Origin of the sequence: Jatrophihabitans cynanchi (genome assembly GCF_027247405.1) — a bacterium.
GTDB lineage: Bacteria > Actinomycetota > Actinomycetes > Mycobacteriales > Jatrophihabitantaceae > Jatrophihabitans_B > Jatrophihabitans_B cynanchi.
This window is the reverse complement of the sequence record NZ_CP097463.1, coordinates 1,340,016-1,359,897: the sequence shown is the minus strand read 5'-3', so window position 1 is coordinate 1,359,897 and position 19,882 is coordinate 1,340,016. Positions and strand designations below refer to the sequence as shown.

Below are 19,882 nucleotides of genomic sequence, written 5' to 3'. Positions count from 1 at the left end.
GTCGCCCCGGTCACCCGAGCCAGGGCAAGATGCACGTCGTCGGATTCCACTACGCCTGCGACAAGCTGCGCAACGCGATCATCGACTTCGCCGACGACTCCCGCCACGCCAGCCCCTGGGCCGCCAAGATCTACGCCGACGCCATCAACCGCGGCAAACGCCACCCGCACGCCGTGCGCATCCTGGCCCGAGCCTGGATCCGCGTCGTCTGGCGCTGCTGACACGACGGCGTCGCCTACAACCCCGACCTCCACCGATCGGCGGTGATGCTCCAGGCCGCTTGAGGTTGACCTAGGGAATCTCATGCGGCGTTGAGGCGTGGCTGAGGTCGGACGAGGCGGGATCGGCCACCAACTGCCGCTCGGCGCGGGTGGTGGAGCGTATCTGCCACGGCACGCTGGTCACCATCACGCCGGGCTCGAACAGGAGGCGCGCCTTGCGCCGCAGCGCGCTCTGGTTGTGGAGAAGTTGCTCCCACCAGCGCCCGACGACGTATTCGGGCAGGAACACCATCACCACGTCACGCGGGCGGTCACGGCGCATGCGACCGAGGTGTTCGAGCAGGGGCCTGGTGACCTCACGGTAGGGGGATTCGAGGATGATCAATGGGACGTCGATGTCATGGCGGGTCCAGCCGTCGAGGAGCTGGGCGGTCTCGGCCTCATCGATCTAGATGGTCAGCGCCTGCAGCGTGTCCGGCCGGGTCGCCTTCGCGTAGGAGATCGCGCGCATGGTCGGCAGGTGCAGCTTGGAGACCAGGATCAGCGCGTGGTTGCGCGGCGGCAGCACCGGCTTGCTGGACCCGGCGAGATCCAACTCGCTGGCGATCGTGCGGTAGTGCCGGCTGATGCCCTTCATCATGGCGAAGATCATGATCATCGCGCTGATCGCGATCCACGCTCCTTGGACGAGTTTGGTGTAGATGACGATCCCGAGGACCAGTCCGGTCGCGATCGCCCCGATGAGGTTCATGGCTCGCGAGAGCCGCATCTGGTTGCGACGGTTCGGCGGCTGGTCCGGATCAGCCGGTTCCATCGCTTGACCATCCCGGCTTGGCTCAGCGTGAAGCTGGTGAACACGCCGGCGATGTAGAGATGGGTGGGCGCGTCCGTTCGCGCGTCGAAGCCGATGATGAGCGCGATCGTGAACAGTGACAGCAGGATGATGCCGTTGCTGAAGACGAGCTTGTCGCCTCGGGTGTGCATTTGGCGTGGCAGGAAGCTGTGTTGGGCGAGGATTGACGACAGCACCGGGAAGCCGTTGTAGGCGGTGTTTGCGGCCTCGTGTCCACTGACCTGTGCGGCTCTTGGTTCGCGGACCTGACCGCGGCGGGATTCGATCCGGGCCTGCCAACTGCGCGGCTCGAGGAGGGAGTGCTCGCCTATCTCTCACCATCTGATGCCACCGCTGTGCTTGACACGATTACCGCGACCGCGGTGCCCGGCAGCACGCGCGCCAAGGCCGCGATGGCGCCGCCTCGTCCCGACGATGAGACGTACCAGCGGATGCGGGTGTTTGTCGGCGCGTCCGAGACACCGAGCGCGGGCGTCAGCGGCGTTGATCGCGAGAACGCCTACCGGCTCGCGGACCAAGGCTGGAGCGTCGTCTTCGACAACCATGACGACCTCGCCGCGAAGTACGGCCGACCGAACCCAGAGTCGTCAGCCGCGGCCGCGAGCGCCCAGTATCTGACGGCAACCCGCCTGTAGCGCCGCCCACCGAAGCCCGCGGTCATCTGCGAAAGCGGAACGTCCACCGGCATAGACGCGGGGTCGGCGGCGGCAGCCGACCGGCTTGGACGCGCGAACGGTCTCGTAAGACGCGCCCGGTGGCAAGCCCGGTGAAGGCCGGACATGCGTGACAGCGGCCGCTCGCGCACAGATCTATTCATATGCGCAGACGAGGGCCTGCGGACGAGTGCTCGCTATCGGTTCCGACGCGGATGCGGTTGCGGTTGCCAAGGTTCGTCATGCTCTGTGACGGCGTCGGCCGACGCGGCCGGTCCTGGATGGGCGACGGCTACCGATCGAGGTGAACGCGGTCGCGCGAATCGGTCGGGCCCGGCTCCGAGTCATAGCACTTGGTTCATAGCACTTGGTTCATACAGCCGGGGTTGTATATGCGGGTATAAGCACGGAGGCGTCGTGTGTTCGGCAGTTCCCGGCTCGTCCGCCATTGCGGATCTCGGCCGGGGGCTGCTGAACGCAGGTTGACGTCTTCGGTTGCTCGGCTCGTGTCGTCGCACCGGTCAGGTTGTTCGTTTGCGGATGTGGTCGAGGGCGGCGATGGCGGCGGCGTCGGCGTGGGGGAGGGAATGCAGGTATTGCTCGGTGGTGGTGAGTCGGGCGTGTCCCATTCGGTCTTTGACGGATTGCAGGTCGGCGCCGCCGGCGAGCAGCCAGGAGGCGTGGGCGTGGCGCAGGTCGTGCACGCGCACGTGGAACCCGAGCCCGGCATCGGCGAGGGCGGGTTCCCAGATCTGTTGCCGGAACCAGGAGCGGGAGATGTGCGGATCAGTCTCGCCGAGAGGTGGCGGGTTGGCGGCGCGGGACTTGTCGGCACCGTTGGCGCGGCGTTCGGCGCGGTAGGTGGCGTACGCGTTCCGGCAATGCTGGCAGCGGCACGGGACCATGTTGTAGGCGGTGAGGGTGCCGTGCCGGTAGGATTTGCCGACCGCGTTCGGCTCGGTCATCCCGAACTCCATCTGGTCGCCGACCGGTTCGAGCTTGCTTGCCCGATCGCGCGCGGGCGCGGCGAAGAGCAGGTCGTCAGGCGCCTTGCCGGTGACGTGGGCGGCGAGCAGGTCCCGGACGTGAGCGGAGAGCCCGACCCGGCGGGGTGCCTTGTCCTTCGGGTAGTCCTTGACCAGGAATCGGCCGCCGCTGGGGTGGAACTTGGCGGCGATCTCGATCACGACCCGAGACACGATGACCGCGCCTTCAGCCACGCGTAGGTCGCGGACTCGGAGTTCGACCAGTTCGCCCCAGCGCAGCCCGGTCTCGATGTCGGTCTCGACCAGCAGCCGCATCTGTTCGTCGGGCAGGGCGGCGTGGATGCGCGCGTACTGCTCGGGGGTGATGATCCGCCGCGTTGCCGGTGGCACGGTCGGGGCTTTGATGCCGGCGCACGGGTGCAGGCTGGTGATCTGGTCGTTGAGCGCGGTGGTGAAGATCGCCGACAGCACCGACAGGCAGTACTTGATCGTGGCCGGCTTGACTCCCTGGTCCTTCAGGTGCGTGACCCAGGTCCGCACGTCCGCGGGCAGGATGGCGATCATTTTGTAGCCGCCGAACACCGGCAGGATGTGCTTGTCGAGCACGTAGCGATAGTTCTGCCGGGTGGTCAGCTCGATCGAATGGTTCGGGAACCATTCGTCTTCCACGTAGCGGGCGAAGGCTTGCCGCCCGCGGCCAGCGTCGCTGTGCCGGCCCTCCGCGGTCTTGGCATCGGCCCGCTGCCAGGCCCGATCCGCGTCACGACGGGAGGCGAACGTGCCGGCCGAGCGGCGCCGACCGGCGACGTCGTCGTAGTAGGCGGTGTAACGGGCCTTGCCGTCGCGGCCGACGCGCTTACGCGACTGCCCCATGACACCTCCCACGGTTTCAACGGTGTGGTTTCGGGCGGACCCTGATTTGACCCTGCGACCCGCCACCATCGGGCGACACGAGCCGACATCAGATGGCACCGCCGGCCCCACATATCTGCGATAAAATAGGGCTCATCGTAGCGCGGAGGCCCGAGAACACAAGGAGTAGCTGAACCGGTACCACCCCGCTGGCAGTGTGTAGGTCGCGGGTTCGAGTCCCGCCAGCTCCACTTCGGATCTCCCATTTTTAGGGGTCTCTGCGTATTTGCCGTGCCGAATTTCGGGGGGTCTGACCCTTAGTTGACCACTTCGATGCACGACTCTGGATGCCGCTAGCTATTAAGATCTGATCGTTGAACAGCAACACCACACCGCAGGTGGGGTGCGGATTCAAGCGATCTCGGCGTAGTTGGGGATCAATCTGGCGCGTCGGTTGGCGGCGCGATCGCTTGCGAGATGGATTGCAAGGTTTGGTCGGCGACGCGGTAGTAGGCCCATTTGCCGCGTTGTTCGCGAGTGATCAGGCCGGCGTCGACGAGCAGTTTCATGTGGTGCGAGACGGTCGGCTGGGATAACGCGACGGGTTCGGTGAGGTCGCAGATGCAGGCTTCGCCGCTCTCGGTGGCCGCGATCAACGAGAGCAGCCGCACCCGGGTTGGGTCGCCAAGAGCTTTGAAGATGTGGGCGAGCCGTTCGGCGGCTTCGATGTCGAGGACGCCGCCGGTGACCGGTGCGCAGCACGGGGCAAGATCGTCGGTCAGTACCGGCAGGGTCGTGGTGGGCACGCAATCAGCATGCCATACACATTGACAAACTTCGATACGTCAGGCAACCTCAACACATTGATGGTTGTCGATGGGAGAGTTGTGATGCTGGATCAGGACGTACGGGAGCAGGTGCGGGCGCGGTATGCCGCGGCGGCGGTCGCGGTGACGGCGACCGGCCGGGACGCGTTGGCGTTGGTTGATGCGGATCAGTGTTGCGGGTCGAGCACTGCCGAGGACTCAGCCGCGGAGACCGCGTCGTGTTGCAGCGGTGGAGCCGAGGTGGATGCCGCGTTCGGGGCAGGGCTGTACAGCGCGGGGGAGCAGGGCGAGCTGCCGGCGGAGGCGGTCGCGGCCAGCCTGGGCTGCGGGAACCCGACCGCGGTGGCCGAGCTGCGCGAAGGCGAGCGGGTGCTCGATCTGGGTTCGGGCGGCGGCATCGACGTGCTGCTGTCGGCTCGGCGGGTCGGCGCGAGCGGGTTCGCCTTTGGGGTGGATATGACCGAGGAGATGCTCGAGCTCGCGCGCCGCAACGCGACCAAGGCGGGTGTGGCCAATGTCGAGTTCCTGAAGGGCACCATCGAGGAGGTCCCGCTGCCGGACGCCTCGGTGGACGTGGTGATCTCCAATTGCGTGATCAACTTGTCCACCGACAAGCCGGCGGCGTTGGCCGAGATGTTTCGGGTGCTGACGCCGGGCGGTCGGATCGGGATCTCTGACGTGGTCGCCGAAGACCAGCTCAGCGCGGCCGATCGTGCCGAGCGCGGCTCCTTCGTCGGTTGCATCGCCGGGGCGCTGTCGCGCCAGGAGTACCTCGACGGGCTTGCGGCGGTGGGTTTCACCGAGGCTGAGGTGATCTTCACCCATGAGGCGGCGCCGGGCATGCACGGTGCGATCGTGCGTGCCACAAAACCCGCTACGCAGTGCTGCGAACCGACCGAGCAGAACAGTTGCTGCGAGCCGGCGGCGAAGTCGACCTGTTGCAGCGGCGATCACCCGGCGGGGTCGTGCGGCTGCCGCTGAACCGGCACCTGAAGTTCGGCGAGCAGGTCGAGCACGCGGCGTTCGATCTCGTCGCGAACCGGGCGCACGGCGGCGACGTCCTTGCCGGCCGGGTCGTCGAGGACCCATTCCTCGTAGCGTTTGCCGGGAAAGATCGGGCACGCGTCGCCGCAGCCCATGGTGATCACCACGTCCGCCGCCCGCACGATTTCGTCGGTCCACGGCTTCGGGTAGGCGCGAGCGATGTCGATGCCGCGTTCGGCCATCGCGGCGATCGCTGCGGGATTGACCTGTTCGCCGGGCTCGGACCCGCCGGACCAGGCCACGGCCGCCTCGCCGGCGTAGTGCTCGAAGAAGCCGAGCGCCATCTGCGAGCGGCCGGCGTTGTGCACGCACAGGAACAGCACGGTCGGTTTGCCGTCCACATGTAAGCCTTCGACTCGGGCCAGTGCTTGCAGGCGCTCCCGGGCGAAGCGTTCGGCGAGCAGCGGCAGGAAGTTGGCAATGGTGGCGTGCCCGGCGAACTGATCGTAAGAGGAGTGCAGGAACCGCTCGATCGTCTCGGCGTTGAAGACGCCGTCGAAATCGCGGGCCAGCCGCGTCGCGGCTGTCTTGAGCGCGACGCTCTGGTCGAGGGTGATCGTGGCGTGCGGGTGGTCCGAGGTCATGTCTGATCCGTTCCTGTCAGGAGGTGGCGGACAGTCGAGGCGCGAGGTCGCTGACCCTGCGGGCGAGTTCGTCGAAGGCCGCGTCGAAGGCCGCGTCGGTCCCGACTCGAACCGGGTCAGGCACCGACCAGTGCAGTCCGCGCAGCCGGTCGAGTTCCTCGTGCGCGTTGTCGCACACTGTGATCACGAAGTCGTCGTCAGCCACGAGATCGGCGAGGGCGCGGGGGCGCAACACCCGCAGCGGCAGCGCATGGCGGCGCGCTGCGGCGACCGCGCCGGCATCGATGCGCCGCGCCGGGTGGGTGCCGGCCGATGTTGCCGGGACTGCGCTGGCCCGGCGCCACAGTGCGGCGGCGAGTTGGGAGCGGGCCGAGTTGGCGGTGCACACGAACACCACCCGCCGCGCCACCCGCACACCACCGGTGTTCAGCGCGTCCAGCGCACCGGGCACCAGACGCAGGTAGCTGCGGCGCCGGTCACCCTCGGAACGGGAGCGGGCGATCAGCCCGACCCCCTCCAGCACCCGCAAGTGGTGCGCGAGCAGGTTGGAGGGCATGCCGAGCAACTCGGCCAGCTCCGAGGGCGCCGCGTCGCCGACGCTCAGTATGTCCACGATGCGCAGCCGCGCCACGTCACCGAGCGCGGAATGCACTGCCGCCCGCTCACTCACCCGAACAGTTGCTTCAGCGTTCATTGCCTCAATCTTGACTGAACTAAATACGGTGCGTCAAGATGGCGCCGTGACCAAACCACCGCCGGCGTCAGCCGAGCGTGCCGCGCCGCTGGCCCGGCGGCTGTTCGCGGAATTCCTCGGCACCGGCCTGCTGGTCGCGGTCGTCGTCGGCTCCGGCATCGCCGCCCAGCAGCTTTCTAACGACGTGGGCCTGCAGCTGCTGGAGAACAGCACCGCCACTGTGTTCGGTCTCGCCGTGCTCATCCTGATGCTCGGTCCGGTGTCCGGCGCGCACTTCAACCCGGTGGTCTCGCTCGCGGACTGGTTCGTCGGCCGGCGCACCGGCAGCGGCCTGTCCCTGAGCGACGTCGGCGCCTACTCGATCGCGCAGTGTGTCGGCGGGGTCGGCGGGGCGCTGCTGGCCGATGCGATGTTCAGCGTCGGCGTGCACGTCTCGACCAAGCATCGGGCCAGCGGCGGCCACCTGCTCGGCGAGGTGGTGGCCACCGCCGGACTGATCGTGCTGATCTTCGCGTTAGCCCGCACACACCGCGGCCTGCTGGCCGCGCCCGCGGTCGGCGCCTACATCGGCGCGGCGTATTGGTTCACCAGCTCCACCAGCTTCGCCAACCCCGCGGTCACGATCGGGCGGATGTTCTCCGACACCTTCGCCGGCATCGCCCCCGCCTCGGTCGCCGGCTTCATCGCGATGCAACTGGTCGGGCTCATCGTCGCGATCGTGATCGTGCTGATCCTCTACCCCGATGCCGGGGCGGAGGCCGACGACGTCGTCGTCCCGCACGCACACACCCAGCACAGCGGCCATGCCGAGGCGGCCGAGGCCACGCAACGACCCTGAGCACGCTCCGAACAGGTTCCCGTACCGACCAAGGACGACGCATGCATCTGGTTGCCATCGGTGGCAGCGACGCCGGCATCTCCGCCGCGCTGCGCGCCCGCGAACTCGACCCATCCTCCGACGTGACGGTCGTGGTCGCTGACGCCTACCCCAACTTCTCCATCTGCGGCATCCCGTACTACATCTCCGGCGAGGTCACCCACTGGCGCAACCTCGCGCACCGCACCCACCCCGAGCTCGAAGCCACCGGCATGCGGCTGCGCCTGGACACCCGGGCCACTGCAATCGACGTGCCCGAGCAGCGGATCACCGTCCGCGACCAGCACGGCGTCCAGTCCTGGCTCGACTACGACGAACTGGTCGTCGGCACCGGCGCGCTCCCCGTCCGCCCACCCATCGATGGACTCGACGGTCTCGGTGTCGAGGACGGGGTGCATCTGCTGCACTCGATGGGCGACACCTTCGACCTCACCACCAGCCTGGACAGCATCCGCCCGGCCACCGCGCTGATCGTCGGCGCCGGCTACGTCGGGCTGGAAATGGCCGAAGGACTCACCGCCCGCGGCATCATCGTCACCCAGGTCGAGATGCTGCCCCAAGTGCTGCCCACCGTCGACGCCGAGCTCGGCGCCCTCTTGCACACCGAACTGACCAGGCACGGTGTCAAGGTCCACACCAACACCACCGTCACCCGGATCCGCCGCACCGAGGACGGGCCGGCGCGCCTGCACGTCGAGGGGACTGGCCCCGAGAGCGAACCCCTCGGCTGGGACGTCGACCTGGTCCTGGTGGTGGTCGGCGTCCGCCCGGACACCGAGCTGCTCACCGCCGCCGGCGCCCGCACCGGGCCGCGCGGCGCCGTCGTGGTCGACGCGTCGATGGCCACCGGGCTGCCGCACGTCTGGGCCGCCGGCGACTGCGTGATCACCCACCACCGCCAGCTCGGCGTCACTTACCTACCGCTGGGCACCACGGCCCACAAGCAGGGTCGCGTCGCCGGCGAGAACGCCCTCGGCGGAACCGGCTGCTTCGCCGGCAGCCTCGGCACCCAGGTCGTCAAGGTCTTCGACATGGTCGCGGCCCGCACCGGGCTGCGCGAGCAGGAGGCCAGCGCTGCCGGGTTCCATCCGGTCAGCAGCACCGCGACACCCGATGACCACAAGGCCTATTACCCGGGCGCGCAGCCGATCACCATCCGCATCACCGGCGACGCCGACAGCGGACTGCTGCTCGGCGCGCAACTCATCGGCGCGCGCGGCACGGAGACCGCCAAGCGGGTCGACACCTACGCCACCGCCCTGTTCCACGGCATGACCGTCGGCCTGATGAGCGAACTCGACCTGTCCTACACGCCGCCGCTCGGCTCGCCGTGGGACGCCGTGCAGATGGCCGCCCAAGCCTGGGTGCGCGAGCATCAACTCGACGGCCAACGAGCCGCGCTGCAATCGACGCATTAAGAAACGAAGCGACCGACCGCGGCGAGCACCCAGCGTCGGGCGCTATGCCACCAGCAGCACGCGCGGCAGCCTGGTGAGCGTGAACCCGACCCGGACTGCGCTGAGTGTGGCGGCGACCGGCACCGGCCAACTGGCCAACTGGCCGGTCGTGACGATGTAGCCGAGCATGCCGGCGTCCACCGCGAGCACGAGCAGACACGCGGCGGCCGTGCTGCGCGCGGCTGCCCGGTAACGCGTCTGGAACGCGGCCGCGGCCAGCAGCGCGACGGCGGTCAGCACCGCGGTGCCGAGTCCGATGCGGGTGGCCAGCCCGAGCGGCCAGTCCCACCCGTGGCGCGCCAGCAGGACAGCGGCCCAGGTTGCGCCGACGACCGGGCCGGTGACCAGCAGGAAGCGCGCCGCACGGCGGGCTGTGCTGGCCGCGACGAACGCGGCAACGACGGTGGCGAGATCGCCGAACTCGGTAACCGCGGCCCGCTCGGCCTGTTCGCTACCCAGCCCGCGGGCACGGTGTGCGTCGTAGGTGTCGTGCAGTCCGTCGGCCAGTTCGGCGATGATCGGCGCCGGCAACCGGCTCGCCATCTGGGCCAGGTAGGCGTCGATCAGGCCGGATCTGGACATGGCCCGCCCTCCAAGGTTGCGCTGACGACCGCGCAGAACCGCTGCCAGTCCGCGCGCTCACCGGCCAGCGCGCGGCGTCCCTTCGCGGTCAGCTCGTATACCCGGCGCCGCCGTCCGGTCGCCGCCGACCAGCGGCCGCGGATCAACCCGGCCGCCTCCAGCCGGTGCAACGCCGGGTAGATCGTCCCGGTCGGCAGATCCAGCTGGCCCCCCGAGGAGTCGCGCAATGCTTCGATCACCGCGTAGCCGTGCCGCGGCCCGGCCTCCAGGCTCGCCATCAACAGCGCGTCCAGGTGCCCCTTCAACGACTCGGCCCGCACAGGTAGCAACGCTACATCTCGCTGTTCTCAATCGACACCATCCCGAGTAGCGTCTATACGTAGCAACACTACCTATCCGCTCGTCGGGCGCGAGGTGTGCATGATCGACGCGGCACGGATTCTGGGCACCGAGGTCGGCTCGACCGCCCCGGCTTTCCTTGCCGTCTTGGCCGTGCACCTGCTCGCCGCGTTGACCGCAGTCATCACCGGCGCGAGCGCCGCGCTGACGAGCAAAGGCAGCCCACGTCACATCCGGCTCGGCCGCTGGTATTACCGCGCGATTCTCGCCGTGGTGCTCACTGCGCTCGCGCTGACCGCGATGCGGCCACGACAGGACTACCACCTGGCAATCATCGGCCTGGTCGCCTTCGCCGCGGCCCGCATCGGCTACCTGCACCGGCGCCGGCACCGACCCGGCGATGCCCCGCACATCACCGGGATGGGCCTGTCCTACATCGCGATGCTGACCGCCTTCTACGTCGACAACGGCCCGCACCTGCCGCTGTGGGATCGACTGCCCACCGTCGCGTTGTGGCTGCTGCCCAGCGCAATCGGCATCCCGATTACCGTCCGCGCGCTCCGCCGCGCACGCCGGGCCCGACCGTTGGAGACCAGCCCGGGCCGAGACGGCAGGGCCAGCGCCGGCTAGCGACCGCCACGGCCGTAGGACGTTTGCCCTGTACTCAGGTACAGGGTTCACGCTAGAGGAATGCGCACCAGCGAACTTGCCGAGCGGGCCGGGGTGAACACCCAGACGTTGCGGTACTACGAGCGGCGCGGCTTGCTGGACCGCCCGCCGCGTTCGACCTCGGGCTACCGCAACTACCCGGCATCCGCGGAACAGTTGGTGCGGTTCGTCAAACGCGCGCATGAGCTGGGGTTCTCGCTGGACGAGGCAGCCAAACTGGTGCAACTGGCCGCGGGTGGTCCCCGGGCCTGTGCGAGCGCACGGGCGCTGGCCACAGCGCGGATCGGCGAGATCGAGCGGCGGCTGGCCGACCTGCAGCGGATGCGCGACTCGCTCGTCGAACTGGTGGCAACCTGTGATCTGCCCCGCCGCGATCGAAAGTGCTCGCTGCTGCAGGCCTTGCAGACCAGCGACGCGGTGGCTGGAGATGGCCGATGAGGTTGACGATTCTCCATGTGCCGGACTGCCCGAACGTCGCGACGCTGGCGGACCGGTTGGGCGAGGTGATCGCCGGCCGCGGCGACCTCGACGTCGTCGACGTGAATCGGCAGGTGGTGGACAGCGAGCAGGCCGCCCGAGAACTCGGGATGACGGGCTCGCCGACCCTGCTCGTCGACGGCCGCGATCCGTTCGCCGAACCGGACCGTGCGGCCAGCCTGTCGTGCCGGCTCTACCGCGATGAGACGGGACAGCTCGTCGGCGCGCCGTCGGTGGCCCAGCTGCGCGGCGCCATCGTCGAGTCGGCGGTACTCGGGTCGGCAGATGCCGGGATCGACCAGGCCGCCCGCGTGCAGCGCGATTGCTGCGCCACGGCCGCGGACGCGGGGGACTCGGCGGTCAGCCTCGAGGAGCGGCGCGCGCGCACCGCGCCGACCCATCCGGCAGGCCAGGCGGTACATCGCGCAATCCTGCGCGCGTTCGCCAGCACCGGGCGTGCCCCGGCCGCAGCGGAACTCGAGTCGATCGCCGCGGTTCACGGCGCGACCGCACACGAGGTGCTGGTCAACCTGCACAACATGGACGCCGTCCGGCTCGACGCCGACAACCAGATCGCCGTCGCCTACCCCTTCTCAGCCACGCCGACACGTCACCGGGTGCGGCTGACCAGCGGGATCGAGGTCTGGGCGATGTGCGCCATCGACGCACTCGGCATGCCGGCCATGCTCGACACCGACGCGGTCATCACATCCAGCGACCCGGCCAACGGTCGGCCGGTCACCGTCACGGTCGCGGACGGCCGCTACCTCTGGGATCCGGTCACCGCGGTGGTATTCCTCAGCGCGACCGCCGGCAGCGACGCGCCTTCGGCCGAAACCTGCTGCAACGACCTCAACTTCTTCACCACCCCAGCCAGCGCCCAGACCTGGATCGACGCACACCCACAGCTACGCGGCGACATCCTGGACCGGGCCCGCGCCGAGCACCGCGGCCAGCGCATCTTCGGCACCCTGCTTCATTCCCGACCCAGCGCACCTGGCGACCCCGTGACCTGGCGCGGATGATGAGCACAGAAACCTGCGCATGGGAGTGGCGATGACCAGCGCGACCGACCAGATCATCGAACGTGGGCTGCGCGCCTGGACCACAGGTGACCTCGACGCGCTCGAAGTGGTGCTCGACCCGGCCGTGACCCTGAACTGGGTGGAGCCCGGCGAGTGGGACTGCGTCGGCCGCGATGAGGTGATGCGGCTACTGCGGCACCGGCAGCGCGAGGGTAACGCGGCCTACCCGGTGACCATCGAGCACGTCGACGAGCACACCTTCATCGTCAGCTCAACCAAACCCATCGACTACGACGGGCCGCAGCCCTTCCCGGTCGCGACCCGCATCACCGTCGCCGGCGGCAAGGTCACCGCGATGCAGCAATACCGCACCGACGACCCGAGCGCGGCCGGACGCTGAGCTACGGCAGGCGACGCCCCAACCAGCGCAACGGCCTGCCGATGACCGGCTTCTGATGCCAACCCCGCTGCATCACGACCCGTCGGCCGGCGCGGAACTGGTCGCGGACCCGGGTGGCGGGTGACGGGTGCAGCGCATCCTCACGGCCGCGGGCCTGCTGATGCAGGAAGTGCGCACAACGCAGGCAGACGCCGACTTCGGGATGGTTCCCCAGCCGCACCAGCTCGGCCTCTCGATACGCCGAGCCGCAGCACCAGCAGGCGAGCGGCTCAGCCGCATCCGACTCGGTAGCAGCGGTCGTCACGCAGCTATCCTCCCTTTCGCGGTTCAGGTCCTCGGCGTGCGGTTGACCAGCACGTCATCAGCAAACATCTCGAGGTCGATTCCGTACTCGGCCATCAGCAACCGGACCGGATGCGGGCCGCCGACGCGCAGGCCAAGACGGGCCATCTCGCGGCGACCGCGCCGGCCCAGCCCGGTCCCGAGCGGGTCGCGCGCGGCGCGCAGCACGCCGTAGAGCAGGTGCTCCGGACCGATCTCGATCTCACCGCGTTTGCCGGCAGTGGTGCAGGCGATGTGCTGTGCTCGTTTGATCAGATACGGCGGCCCGCACAGCGGGCTGTGCTGCGCGCGGCCGCGCCACCACGGACGGCGGCGCACCTGCCGGGCGGCCTCGTGCACCGCCAACGAGCCGAACGTCGACTCCAGCCGTCGCCGCATCTGCACCACATCCACGCCGAACCCACCCAACACAGCGGCGGCGTCCTGGGCGATCGGTCCGGACGCGGCGACGATGCGCGCGATCTCGGTGCGCGCCGCGTCGAGTTCCAGCCCGCGCTCGGTCAGCATCGCGGCGGCCGGGTTCGCGCCGTGCGAGAGCATGCCGAGCAGCAGATGCTCATCGCCGAGATACGGATGGTCCAGGCGATGCCGCTCGGCCTCGGCCAGCCGCAGGATCTGCTGATTGGCCAACGAGGGTCGCTCCGCCATCTTGGCCATCACCGCCGCCCGCGCAGCCGACCGGCGTGCTTGTAATGCATCGCCTGCTTGCTCACCCCAAGCACCCGGGCGATGTCACGCCAAGACCAGCCGCGGGTGCGGGCATTGTCGACCTGCAGCTCCTCCAGCACCTCCACCAAACCGCGCAACGCCGCAACCGCAGCCAAACCCGTTGCCGGATCCGGGTCTGCCGCGGCCTGCACCATCCGGCTGCCTTCCGACACGACCTCACTCACACCGTCAATGTAGATTGACGATCGGAAGGCGTCAATAGTCTTTGACGACTCCCGTCGTTCGCCCCGCGGCGCGCGCGAGGACGAGGATCTTCCTCGACCCCGATTTGACTCTGCGAGCAGCGGGCCAGCGGTCATGACAAGACCGGCCCCCGGCGCCCTCGCGATCGCGATCGGGTGTCACCTTGCACTCCACGAACGGGCAGAGACCGCGGGCGCGGGGCCGCGACCTGTTTCTATGGGTGGCTGAACAACTACGAACGACATCTACGAACCAGGAGGTGCCATGAACATTGAGTTCCTCGCGACCGTAGCCGTGATCGCTCCAGACCCGACGAACAGCCGAAACCTGTACATCGACGCGCTGGGACTGCCGTTGCAGGGCGAGGGTGACGGGTACTACCACAGCGAGCAGATCGCCGGGTGCAAGTCTTTCGGGATCTGGCCGCTCTCCCAGGCCGCCCAAGCGTGCTTCGGAACCGACCAGTGGCCGCAAGAGCGACCCGTCCCACAGGTCAGCATCGAGTTCGACGTGGACAGCGCCGCTGCGGTCAGTCCGGCGGCGCTGGAACTCGAACGCGCCGGACATGAACTGCTGCATGGGCCTCGCGAAGAGCCGTGGGGCCAGACGGTCGCGCGATTGCAATCACCGGAAGGGGCGATCGTCGGCATCTCCTACGCGCCCGCGCTGCACACCTGACCCCGGCCATCGAACACTCTTAACCCCGAGCATGGTCGTGACCGAGGACGATCAGTCTGAGGTATCGACGACGGTCCGCCAGCTCGGGTCGGTGACGGCGTGTTGCAAGGCCGCGACGAAGGCCGCGGTGGCTGGCGGATCGGGTGGCTCGCCGTAGGTCGTGACGTAGATGTGGCGGCAAAAGTGCGGGATGTCGCTCGCGTATACCCCCGCCGCATGATGTGAGCGCAGCGCCATCCGCGGAGAGGTGGTCACGCCGAGTCCGGCGGCGACGAAGGCCTGTTCGACGATGATGTCGTCGCTGATGTAGGCGATACGCGGCCCGCTTACGCGGCTGCCGCACGACACGTCCATGCACCCAATAGGGTGGTTCCGACCGGACCCCGGTTTGACCCTGCGACCCGCCGCCACGCGGCGGCACGAGCCGACATCGGCTGACATCGAAGACACCACACCTTGGCGGTAAAATATGGCTCATCGTATCCTCGACGGCCGGAAGACAAGGACTCGCTGAACCACCACCACCCCGCTGGCAGTGTGGGGGTCAGGGGTTCGAGTCCCCTCAGCTCCACCCACAGGTGCCGAATTGCAGGGCCCTCATTTACGTTCGGCTCTGGCGCCGCGGGGTCTGACCCCGAGATGACCGTCCGCGGGTGAAGCAAATCCGTGACCAGGTGGCACGAAAACGACACGCGGACGCTGCGAACCACACGGATGTGTGGAGCCGAACGTTCAATTCTTTGACAGTTCGCGACGTGGCAGCACGTAGGACGCGCGACCGGATGGGTCCGCGTCGGCGCTAGCTGTCGCGACAGCGTAGGCGCGGACCGGTTTCGCGGCCCGGGCAAGGTTGAACAGGTGTTCGTGCTCGGCGTCGGACAGGTGCAGCGCTCGAGCGACGGCCTCGAGGACGCCGCCGGACACGCCAGCGATGTGGGCCCCTTTCCAGCTGGAGCTACCAGTCGGTGCTGACTCCGGCGAGCACGGCAACCTCCTCGCGCGCAGCCGGGATACGCGCCGGCGGAAAGAGGTCGGGAGCCCGGACCTGCTCGCTGGTGAGTTTGGCGCGGCGGGTGGCGAGGAAGTTGCGGATCTCGGCGCGCTTGTTCACGCACTCCACGCTGTGAGCATCGGCGCGGTTAGGGAGGTCGAGCTTCTAGGCGCTGGCGACGACAGCTCTGCGCGGTGCCCAGAACGCGAACTCGACCCTGTTCGCCGCGCTGCTCGGCTTCTTCGTGATCACCCTGGACGCGGTTGTGGTCAACGTGACGCTGCCGATCATCCGCGGCGAGCTGGGTGTGTCGGCCACCTGCATGTGTGGGTCGGACCCGTGGGACTACCGCGGCGTCAACCCGGTGACCTGGCCCACGCCGATGGGCCACGCATACGTCGGCATCGTCGAAGAGGTCGGCTCCGCCGTCACCACCCTCGCGCGGGCCAGTTCGACATCGGATCCTTTTTGCCGCCCACACAGCTGTGAGGTCTGCCTGGTCGGTTACCAGAGCAGCTGCGTCCGTCGCGAGTACCTCAGCGCGAACGGGGCGCAGGCGAAGTGCCTGCGCGTCCTCCCTTGCCGACGGCACCGTGGTCGCCACCCCCGAGTTCCCCGACGCCGCGATCGTGCCCAGCCTGCTGGCCGAGTCCGACGTCCTCGGCACCGGCTGGTTCGGTGCGGTCGGGCCCCGGCGTGCAACGCGGCGGGGTCGTCGCCAAAGTGGGTGACGGTGCAGTGGGACTGCTCGCCGTGCTCGCCGCCACGCAGTTCGGTGCGGCGCGCGTCATCGTGTTCTCCCGCCACGAGCAGCGACAGAGGCTGGCGACCTTGGCGACGACGGCGTCGGGGTGATCAAAGAGGTGACCGACGGCCTCGGCGTCCATAGCGTCACTGAGGCCGTCGGCACCCAGGAGGCGATGCTGCATGCCATTCGCTCGACCCCGGCGCGGCGGCCACGTCGGCTTCGTCGGCGTCTCCCATGGTTTCACCCGCCCGGCGAGGAGTTGTTCTACAGCCATGTCCACCAGCACGGCGGCCCGGCTCCCGTACGCCTATTTCTACCCGACCTGATCGAGCGCATCCGGCGACGCACGATCGATCCGGGTCAAGTCTTCGATCTCACCCTGCCCCTCGACCAGGTCGCCGAGGGCTACCGCGCGATGGACGAACGCCGCGCGATAAAGACCCTGCCGCAACCCTGACGCACCTTCGGACCGGGTCAGAGGAGAAACGTGAGGTTGGGCATGACGTCGTCGATCGTGACCAGCCAGACGGTCTTTTCTACCAAGCGAAGCCCACTGGGTGTGGCGCGCAGCCGATGCTCCGTGCGCCCGGCGATCACGTCAATGGCTCCGTGCCGTACCGCTGTGAGGTTGAACGTCGCTTGGCCCACCAGGCCGTCCGGGCCGGTCGGCTGGAAGCGAACGTTGCCGATGATGCGGCTCAGGCGGGATTTGGGACGCTGCGCCCAGACCGACGAGCTCTTCAGCCGAGCAACTCGATCACACAACCCAGCGTGGTCTTCGTTGACGATCGATACGTGCAGTCGATCGTCATAGTCGTCCTCGTTGCAGGGGATCAGGTATTTCGCGTCCGGCGTCCACAGCGCGAGCCAGTCGTCGTAGGCGTGCCGGTCCATCAGGTCGGCCTCGTGGTAGAGGAACTGCCGCGCCTTAGTTAGATCGGGCATGGCGCTCCGGCCATCAGCGTCGCCCAGTGACCCAGGATGGTCCGGCTAGCGAGTTCGTCCGTGGCGTAGCCGCTCAGGCGGCCGTCCGCGTCGTGCCACTCGCGCCCCATTCCCTTGGCGATCAAGCACCACGGATCCACCGTGGCGTCCAGCCCATGTTGCTGACGGGCGAAGATCTCCAGATCGTCAGCCTGACCTCCGCCGGCAGGTCCGTAGAAGGCTTCGTGGCTTCGCAGCCGGTGCTCGTTGACCTCGTCGGGCGCGCCGGCGAGCAGGGTGGGGTAGAGGTACACCTCGGTCCGGTCGACCGTCACCGGCCGGATCACCCGCAGCTGAGAGGCAATCAACGCGAGGTTCGGAAAGATGAACGCGTGGGCGGCGCCGACGCGTAGGAGCTCAGCGGCCGCCTCGCGACCGTCGCGAGCCACGAGCGCGTCGACGTGGCTCCGCTCGGCGGCCGACTGAGTGGTATGCGGGCGAACGAGGTCGGCGCGATGCTCGTTGATCGGCCGATAGTCCCATCCCACGTGACCTCCGCCGAGGTCTCGGACGATGACCGGCGAAGCGCCGCGGGTCAATGAGTCCAGCCGTTGCCCGGAGCGGCGCTGGTGGATCTGCAGGAAGCTACGGTGGACGAACGGGACGTGATAGGCGTCCACGCTGTTCTCGGCTTGGAGCTTCCAATTGCCGTCGTAGCCATACTTGTGAACTCCGGCCGACGCCTGCAGGCGACGATCAGGCGCGACATCGGTGACCAGGTCGAGGTAGGCGCGGGCGCCGACGGTCAGGTAATCGTCGAAGGGTTGGCCGGAGTCGCCCAGCGAAGCGAACACGAACTCGCGATAGGTGGCGACGCGCGCTGCCGGTCGTAGGCCGAACATCGACCGATCCAAGCCGTCGTACTGCTCGATCTGCGGAACGGCGTGCAGTTCGCCGGTCGTTCGGTAGGACCAGCCGTGGTACGCGCACGTGAAGCGCCGACTGTTGCCGGCTTCTTCGACGCACAGGGCCGTCCCGCGGTGGGTGCACCGGTTCAGAAGTACGCGGACGACGTCGTCGTCTCCGCGTACGAAGATCACCGGCTGCTGGCCGATCGTGGTTGTTCGGAAGTCTCCGGCTGTCGGGATCTCGCTGGCGTGCCCGACAAATACCCAACCCTGGTGGAAGATCGTCCGCATCTCCTCGGTGAAGAGCGTGGGGTTCGTGTAGATCGACCCGTGAACTCGGTCGGGTAGGACGAGCTCTCGTACCTCCAGATGCGAGTTCGCGGGGTCAGGTGCTTGCGAGCGCAGCGCTCGGTGGTTGGCAGTCATGCAACGACGACGGGAATGCTCCGCGGCGATCGGAGAGCGAGTCCGCGGACCCGGTACTCGTCGGGAGTCGCGCGGGGAGACAGGCGCAGTCGCGGTATCGCGTCGGCGAGCGCGGCCAGCATCGCCGTCATCTCGAACCGGGCCAGGTGCATGCCTAAGCACGTGTGCGGGCCGAAGCCGAAGGTGCTGTTGCCCAGGCGTGGGCGCCGCAGGTCGTACCGCTCGGCGTGTTCCCACCGCGACTCGTCCCGGTTCGCGGACGCATGGAACGCGTGCACGACGCTGCCGGCCGGGATGTCGACGCCGCACACCGTGGTGTCTCGGCTCGCCCAACGCGGGTGCCCAAGGACGGAGGGTTCCCAGCGCAGACCCTCCTCGACCGCAACCGGGGCCAGGGATCGATCGCGCGCCACGAGTTCCCACTGGCCGGTGGTGAGCAGGCCGACCAGCGTGTTCGAGAGGGCCCGGAACGTGGTCTCGTAGCCGGCCGGGTAGAGCAGGCGGACGAAGCTGAGAATCTCCTCGTCCTCGAGCCGGGCGCCGTCGACCTCTGCGTTGATGAGCAAGCCGATCAGGTCGTGCTCGGCGCCGCCCGCTGCGCGGCGATCGGTGACGATCTCCCGTACCCAGTCGGTGATGGCTTGCGCTCCCGCGTGGGCGAGATCAGCATCGAAGAACGAGCCCATGGCCACGGCGCAGCGCATGAAGTCGCCGATCCGGTCCTCCGGCAGGCCGAGGAGGGTGGTGATGACCTCGGCGGGGTATGTGAACAGCAGTTGCCCGACCAACTCGATTTCGCCGTCGCTTGCGGCGTCGGCCAGCGCACGGCGCACGGTTCGGCGGGCCAGTGGCGCCACGATGTCAGAACACCACGAGGCCATCGAGCGCCGGCCGAAGACCTGATCGACGATCGCCCGCATTCGACTGTGATCCGGCGGGTCGAGCGTGTTCAGAGCCCGGCCGAATGTGCCGGTGTAGGCGCGCCGCGTGATCTCCTGGTTGAACGACTCCGCGTCCTTCAGGATGATCCGGACCGAGTCGAAGCTGACGGCGGAGAAAACCGGTGACGTCAAGTCTCGATACCCGCCGGACTGGGCCGTCACCATGATGTCGGCCGAGATGCCCAAGACGTCGTGTAGGTCGGCCGGAACGACCTCGGCCTCGGCGCGGAGCCGGCCAAACGCCGCGTACGGATCGATGTCGAGGTCGTGACCGGCCGCGGCGTCGTGGGAGACGAACAGGTCGCGGCCTTCAACGGCGGCGAGAAAATCGCGGTAGCTCAAGGGCCCTCCCAATGTTCGAGGCGGCAGCGGCGAAACGCTGAATGGCAAATGTAGGACTTTAACTGCTTGCGGTCAACACATGCCTAACGCGCCGGGGCGATCGTCCGGCTATGGAGCTGCCTCATTTTGG

Annotated in this window: 28 protein-coding genes and 1 pseudogene; 11 read left to right on the top strand and 18 right to left on the bottom strand. The window is 68.3% G+C overall.

Going from position 1 to position 19,882, the window contains the following annotated elements; all coding sequences use genetic code 11:
• Nucleotides 1-29 precede the first annotated feature (29 nt).
• Nucleotides 30-221 (top strand): hypothetical protein, encoded by a 192-nt coding sequence (locus tag M6B22_RS06565; RefSeq protein ID WP_269444974.1) that lies wholly within the window; start codon nucleotides 30-32, stop codon nucleotides 219-221.
• Between the two features lie 70 nt (nucleotides 222-291).
• On the opposite strand, the gene M6B22_RS06560 is transcribed toward M6B22_RS06565, so the two are convergent.
• The 3 genes from M6B22_RS06560 to M6B22_RS06550 form a co-directional block, all read right to left on the bottom strand.
• A complete protein-coding gene (locus M6B22_RS06560) occupies nucleotides 292-606 on the bottom strand; it encodes a hypothetical protein (RefSeq protein WP_269444973.1) in 315 nt (104 codons plus the stop codon).
• 63 nt (nucleotides 607-669) lie between these two features.
• The gene (locus M6B22_RS06555; protein ID WP_269444972.1) at nucleotides 670-972 is read right to left on the bottom strand and encodes a hypothetical protein; all 303 of its coding nucleotides are present in this window, start codon (nucleotides 970-972) and stop codon (nucleotides 670-672) included.
• The gene (locus M6B22_RS06550) at nucleotides 969-1,250 is read right to left on the bottom strand and encodes a hypothetical protein (protein WP_269444971.1); all 282 of its coding nucleotides are present in this window, start codon (nucleotides 1,248-1,250) and stop codon (nucleotides 969-971) included. The genes M6B22_RS06555 and M6B22_RS06550 overlap by 4 nt, the downstream gene beginning before the upstream one ends.
• Before the next feature lie 33 nt (nucleotides 1,251-1,283).
• Between M6B22_RS06550 and M6B22_RS06545 the strand changes: the two genes are divergently transcribed.
• Nucleotides 1,284-1,709 (top strand): class I SAM-dependent methyltransferase, encoded by a 426-nt coding sequence (locus M6B22_RS06545; RefSeq protein ID WP_269444970.1) that lies wholly within the window; start codon nucleotides 1,284-1,286, stop codon nucleotides 1,707-1,709.
• Between the two features lie 539 nt (nucleotides 1,710-2,248).
• On the opposite strand, the gene M6B22_RS06540 is transcribed toward M6B22_RS06545, so the two are convergent.
• Complete coding sequence (locus M6B22_RS06540) at nucleotides 2,249-3,586, bottom strand: tyrosine-type recombinase/integrase (protein ID WP_269444969.1); 1,338 nt, start codon at nucleotides 3,584-3,586, stop codon at nucleotides 2,249-2,251.
• A 416-nt stretch (nucleotides 3,587-4,002) separates the two neighbouring features.
• On the bottom strand, nucleotides 4,003-4,371 hold the full coding sequence (locus tag M6B22_RS22110) for an ArsR/SmtB family transcription factor (protein ID WP_269444968.1): 369 nt from the start codon (nucleotides 4,369-4,371) through the stop codon (nucleotides 4,003-4,005).
• Nucleotides 4,372-4,455: 84 nt separating this feature from the next.
• Here M6B22_RS22110 and arsM point away from each other — a divergent pair, with 84 nt between their 5' ends.
• Nucleotides 4,456-5,373: an arsenite methyltransferase gene (arsM, locus tag M6B22_RS06530; protein ID WP_407935592.1), complete on the top strand. Its 918-nt coding sequence runs from the start codon at nucleotides 4,456-4,458 to the stop codon at nucleotides 5,371-5,373.
• Here the strand turns inward: arsM and M6B22_RS06525 are convergent.
• Complete coding sequence (locus M6B22_RS06525; protein WP_269444966.1) at nucleotides 5,343-6,020, bottom strand: arsenate reductase ArsC; 678 nt, start codon at nucleotides 6,018-6,020, stop codon at nucleotides 5,343-5,345. The genes arsM and M6B22_RS06525 overlap by 31 nt on opposite strands.
• Before the next feature lie 16 nt (nucleotides 6,021-6,036).
• On the bottom strand, nucleotides 6,037-6,714 hold the full coding sequence (locus tag M6B22_RS06520; protein ID WP_269444965.1) for an arsenate reductase/protein-tyrosine-phosphatase family protein: 678 nt from the start codon (nucleotides 6,712-6,714) through the stop codon (nucleotides 6,037-6,039).
• Nucleotides 6,715-6,760: 46 nt separating this feature from the next.
• Here M6B22_RS06520 and M6B22_RS06515 point away from each other — a divergent pair, with 46 nt between their 5' ends.
• Both M6B22_RS06515 and M6B22_RS06510 read left to right on the top strand, forming a co-directional pair.
• A complete protein-coding gene (locus M6B22_RS06515) occupies nucleotides 6,761-7,552 on the top strand; it encodes an aquaporin (protein ID WP_269444964.1) in 792 nt (263 codons plus the stop codon).
• 41 nt (nucleotides 7,553-7,593) lie between these two features.
• Nucleotides 7,594-9,009, top strand: a complete 1,416-nt coding sequence (locus M6B22_RS06510) for an FAD-dependent oxidoreductase (RefSeq protein WP_269444963.1) — start codon at nucleotides 7,594-7,596, stop codon at nucleotides 9,007-9,009.
• A gap of 42 nt (nucleotides 9,010-9,051) precedes the next feature.
• Here the strand turns inward: M6B22_RS06510 and M6B22_RS06505 are convergent, their stop codons facing one another.
• Both M6B22_RS06505 and M6B22_RS06500 read right to left on the bottom strand, forming a co-directional pair.
• The gene (locus M6B22_RS06505; protein ID WP_269444962.1) at nucleotides 9,052-9,630 is read right to left on the bottom strand and encodes a permease prefix domain 1-containing protein; all 579 of its coding nucleotides are present in this window, start codon (nucleotides 9,628-9,630) and stop codon (nucleotides 9,052-9,054) included.
• Nucleotides 9,612-9,950: a PadR family transcriptional regulator gene (locus tag M6B22_RS06500; protein WP_269444961.1), complete on the bottom strand. Its 339-nt coding sequence runs from the start codon at nucleotides 9,948-9,950 to the stop codon at nucleotides 9,612-9,614. Before M6B22_RS06500 ends, M6B22_RS06505 begins: the two co-directional genes overlap by 19 nt.
• A 100-nt stretch (nucleotides 9,951-10,050) precedes the next feature.
• On the opposite strand from M6B22_RS06500, the gene M6B22_RS06495 reads away from it, so the two are divergent.
• The 4 genes from M6B22_RS06495 to M6B22_RS06480 are packed head-to-tail and all read left to right on the top strand — an operon-like array spanning nucleotide 10,051 to nucleotide 12,540.
• The gene (locus M6B22_RS06495) at nucleotides 10,051-10,599 is read left to right on the top strand and encodes a DUF2306 domain-containing protein (protein WP_269444960.1); all 549 of its coding nucleotides are present in this window, start codon (nucleotides 10,051-10,053) and stop codon (nucleotides 10,597-10,599) included.
• A gap of 60 nt (nucleotides 10,600-10,659) precedes the next feature.
• A complete protein-coding gene (locus tag M6B22_RS06490) occupies nucleotides 10,660-11,076 on the top strand; it encodes a MerR family transcriptional regulator (protein WP_269444959.1) in 417 nt (138 codons plus the stop codon).
• On the top strand, nucleotides 11,073-12,140 hold the full coding sequence (locus M6B22_RS22105) for an alkylmercury lyase family protein (protein ID WP_407935591.1): 1,068 nt from the start codon (nucleotides 11,073-11,075) through the stop codon (nucleotides 12,138-12,140). The genes M6B22_RS06490 and M6B22_RS22105 overlap by 4 nt, the downstream gene beginning before the upstream one ends.
• Nucleotides 12,141-12,171: 31 nt before the next feature.
• Nucleotides 12,172-12,540, top strand: a complete 369-nt coding sequence (locus M6B22_RS06480; RefSeq protein WP_269444958.1) for a nuclear transport factor 2 family protein — start codon at nucleotides 12,172-12,174, stop codon at nucleotides 12,538-12,540.
• A 1-nt stretch (nucleotide 12,541) separates the two neighbouring features.
• On the opposite strand, the gene M6B22_RS06475 is transcribed toward M6B22_RS06480, so the two are convergent.
• Genes M6B22_RS06475 through M6B22_RS06465 form a run of 3 tightly spaced genes read right to left on the bottom strand, consistent with a single transcriptional unit; the run spans nucleotide 12,542 to nucleotide 13,775 of the window.
• The gene (locus M6B22_RS06475; RefSeq protein ID WP_269444957.1) at nucleotides 12,542-12,844 is read right to left on the bottom strand and encodes a hypothetical protein; all 303 of its coding nucleotides are present in this window, start codon (nucleotides 12,842-12,844) and stop codon (nucleotides 12,542-12,544) included.
• A gap of 23 nt (nucleotides 12,845-12,867) precedes the next feature.
• Nucleotides 12,868-13,539, bottom strand: coding sequence for a Clp protease N-terminal domain-containing protein (locus M6B22_RS06470; RefSeq protein WP_269444956.1), 672 nt, complete (start codon nucleotides 13,537-13,539; stop codon nucleotides 12,868-12,870).
• Nucleotides 13,539-13,775, bottom strand: a complete 237-nt coding sequence (locus M6B22_RS06465) for a helix-turn-helix domain-containing protein (protein WP_269444955.1) — start codon at nucleotides 13,773-13,775, stop codon at nucleotides 13,539-13,541. The genes M6B22_RS06470 and M6B22_RS06465 overlap by 1 nt, the downstream gene beginning before the upstream one ends.
• A gap of 283 nt (nucleotides 13,776-14,058) precedes the next feature.
• Between M6B22_RS06465 and M6B22_RS06460 the strand changes: the two genes are divergently transcribed.
• Nucleotides 14,059-14,472 carry a VOC family protein gene (locus M6B22_RS06460; RefSeq protein ID WP_269444954.1) on the top strand — a complete coding sequence of 138 codons (414 nt, stop codon included), beginning with the start codon at nucleotides 14,059-14,061 and terminating at the stop codon, nucleotides 14,470-14,472.
• A gap of 51 nt (nucleotides 14,473-14,523) precedes the next feature.
• Here the strand turns inward: M6B22_RS06460 and M6B22_RS06455 are convergent, their stop codons facing one another.
• The 3 genes from M6B22_RS06455 to M6B22_RS06445 all read right to left on the bottom strand — a co-directional run bounded on the left by M6B22_RS06455 (nucleotide 14,524) and on the right by M6B22_RS06445 (nucleotide 15,787).
• Nucleotides 14,524-14,826: a type 2 periplasmic-binding domain-containing protein gene (locus M6B22_RS06455; protein ID WP_269444953.1), complete on the bottom strand. Its 303-nt coding sequence runs from the start codon at nucleotides 14,824-14,826 to the stop codon at nucleotides 14,524-14,526.
• Nucleotides 14,827-15,427: 601 nt separating this feature from the next.
• Nucleotides 15,428-15,583: a hypothetical protein gene (locus M6B22_RS06450; RefSeq protein ID WP_269444952.1), complete on the bottom strand. Its 156-nt coding sequence runs from the start codon at nucleotides 15,581-15,583 to the stop codon at nucleotides 15,428-15,430.
• Between the two features lie 45 nt (nucleotides 15,584-15,628).
• A complete protein-coding gene (locus tag M6B22_RS06445) occupies nucleotides 15,629-15,787 on the bottom strand; it encodes a hypothetical protein (RefSeq protein ID WP_269444951.1) in 159 nt (52 codons plus the stop codon).
• On the opposite strand from M6B22_RS06445, the pseudogene M6B22_RS22100 reads away from it, so the two are divergent.
• Nucleotides 15,711-16,668 (top strand): annotated as a pseudogene (locus tag M6B22_RS22100) (zinc-binding dehydrogenase). The gene M6B22_RS06445 and the pseudogene M6B22_RS22100 sit on opposite strands and share 77 nt — an antisense overlap.
• A gap of 17 nt (nucleotides 16,669-16,685) precedes the next feature.
• On the opposite strand, the gene M6B22_RS06430 reads toward M6B22_RS22100, so the two are convergent.
• The 3 genes from M6B22_RS06430 to M6B22_RS06420 are packed head-to-tail and all read right to left on the bottom strand — an operon-like array spanning nucleotide 16,686 to nucleotide 19,752.
• Nucleotides 16,686-17,156: an aromatic-ring-hydroxylating dioxygenase subunit beta gene (locus tag M6B22_RS06430; protein ID WP_269444948.1), complete on the bottom strand. Its 471-nt coding sequence runs from the start codon at nucleotides 17,154-17,156 to the stop codon at nucleotides 16,686-16,688.
• A complete protein-coding gene (locus tag M6B22_RS06425; RefSeq protein ID WP_269444947.1) occupies nucleotides 17,144-18,469 on the bottom strand; it encodes an aromatic ring-hydroxylating oxygenase subunit alpha in 1,326 nt (441 codons plus the stop codon). Before M6B22_RS06425 ends, M6B22_RS06430 begins: the two co-directional genes overlap by 13 nt.
• Nucleotides 18,466-19,752, bottom strand: a complete 1,287-nt coding sequence (locus M6B22_RS06420; protein ID WP_269444946.1) for a cytochrome P450 — start codon at nucleotides 19,750-19,752, stop codon at nucleotides 18,466-18,468. The genes M6B22_RS06425 and M6B22_RS06420 overlap by 4 nt, the downstream gene beginning before the upstream one ends.
• Nucleotides 19,753-19,882 lie beyond the last annotated feature (130 nt).

Bases quoted from the DNA above. Each gene is read 5' to 3' on its own strand.
- M6B22_RS06565 (WP_269444974.1), top strand. From the start codon at position 30: ATGCACGTCGTCGGATTCCACTACGCCTGCGACAAGCTGCGCAACGCG.
- M6B22_RS06555 (WP_269444972.1), bottom strand. From the start codon at position 972: ATGAACCTCATCGGGGCGATCGCGACCGGACTGGTCCTCGGGATCGTC.
- M6B22_RS06540 (WP_269444969.1), bottom strand. From the start codon at position 3,586: ATGGGGCAGTCGCGTAAGCGCGTCGGCCGCGACGGCAAGGCCCGTTAC.
- arsM (WP_407935592.1), top strand. From the start codon at position 4,456: ATGCTGGATCAGGACGTACGGGAGCAGGTGCGGGCGCGGTATGCCGCG.
- M6B22_RS06525 (WP_269444966.1), bottom strand. From the start codon at position 6,020: ATGACCTCGGACCACCCGCACGCCACGATCACCCTCGACCAGAGCGTC.
- M6B22_RS06520 (WP_269444965.1), bottom strand. From the start codon at position 6,714: ATGAACGCTGAAGCAACTGTTCGGGTGAGTGAGCGGGCGGCAGTGCAT.
- M6B22_RS06510 (WP_269444963.1), top strand. From the start codon at position 7,594: ATGCATCTGGTTGCCATCGGTGGCAGCGACGCCGGCATCTCCGCCGCG.
- M6B22_RS06505 (WP_269444962.1), bottom strand. From the start codon at position 9,630: ATGTCCAGATCCGGCCTGATCGACGCCTACCTGGCCCAGATGGCGAGC.
- M6B22_RS06495 (WP_269444960.1), top strand. From the start codon at position 10,051: ATGATCGACGCGGCACGGATTCTGGGCACCGAGGTCGGCTCGACCGCC.
- M6B22_RS06490 (WP_269444959.1), top strand. From the start codon at position 10,660: ATGCGCACCAGCGAACTTGCCGAGCGGGCCGGGGTGAACACCCAGACG.
- M6B22_RS22105 (WP_407935591.1), top strand. From the start codon at position 11,073: ATGAGGTTGACGATTCTCCATGTGCCGGACTGCCCGAACGTCGCGACG.
- M6B22_RS06480 (WP_269444958.1), top strand. From the start codon at position 12,172: ATGACCAGCGCGACCGACCAGATCATCGAACGTGGGCTGCGCGCCTGG.
- M6B22_RS06470 (WP_269444956.1), bottom strand. From the start codon at position 13,539: ATGGCCAAGATGGCGGAGCGACCCTCGTTGGCCAATCAGCAGATCCTG.
- M6B22_RS06460 (WP_269444954.1), top strand. From the start codon at position 14,059: ATGAACATTGAGTTCCTCGCGACCGTAGCCGTGATCGCTCCAGACCCG.
- M6B22_RS06455 (WP_269444953.1), bottom strand. From the start codon at position 14,826: ATGGACGTGTCGTGCGGCAGCCGCGTAAGCGGGCCGCGTATCGCCTAC.
- M6B22_RS06445 (WP_269444951.1), bottom strand. From the start codon at position 15,787: ATGCAGGTGGCCGACACACCCAGCTCGCCGCGGATGATCGGCAGCGTC.
- M6B22_RS06430 (WP_269444948.1), bottom strand. From the start codon at position 17,156: ATGCCCGATCTAACTAAGGCGCGGCAGTTCCTCTACCACGAGGCCGAC.
- M6B22_RS06425 (WP_269444947.1), bottom strand. From the start codon at position 18,469: ATGACTGCCAACCACCGAGCGCTGCGCTCGCAAGCACCTGACCCCGCG.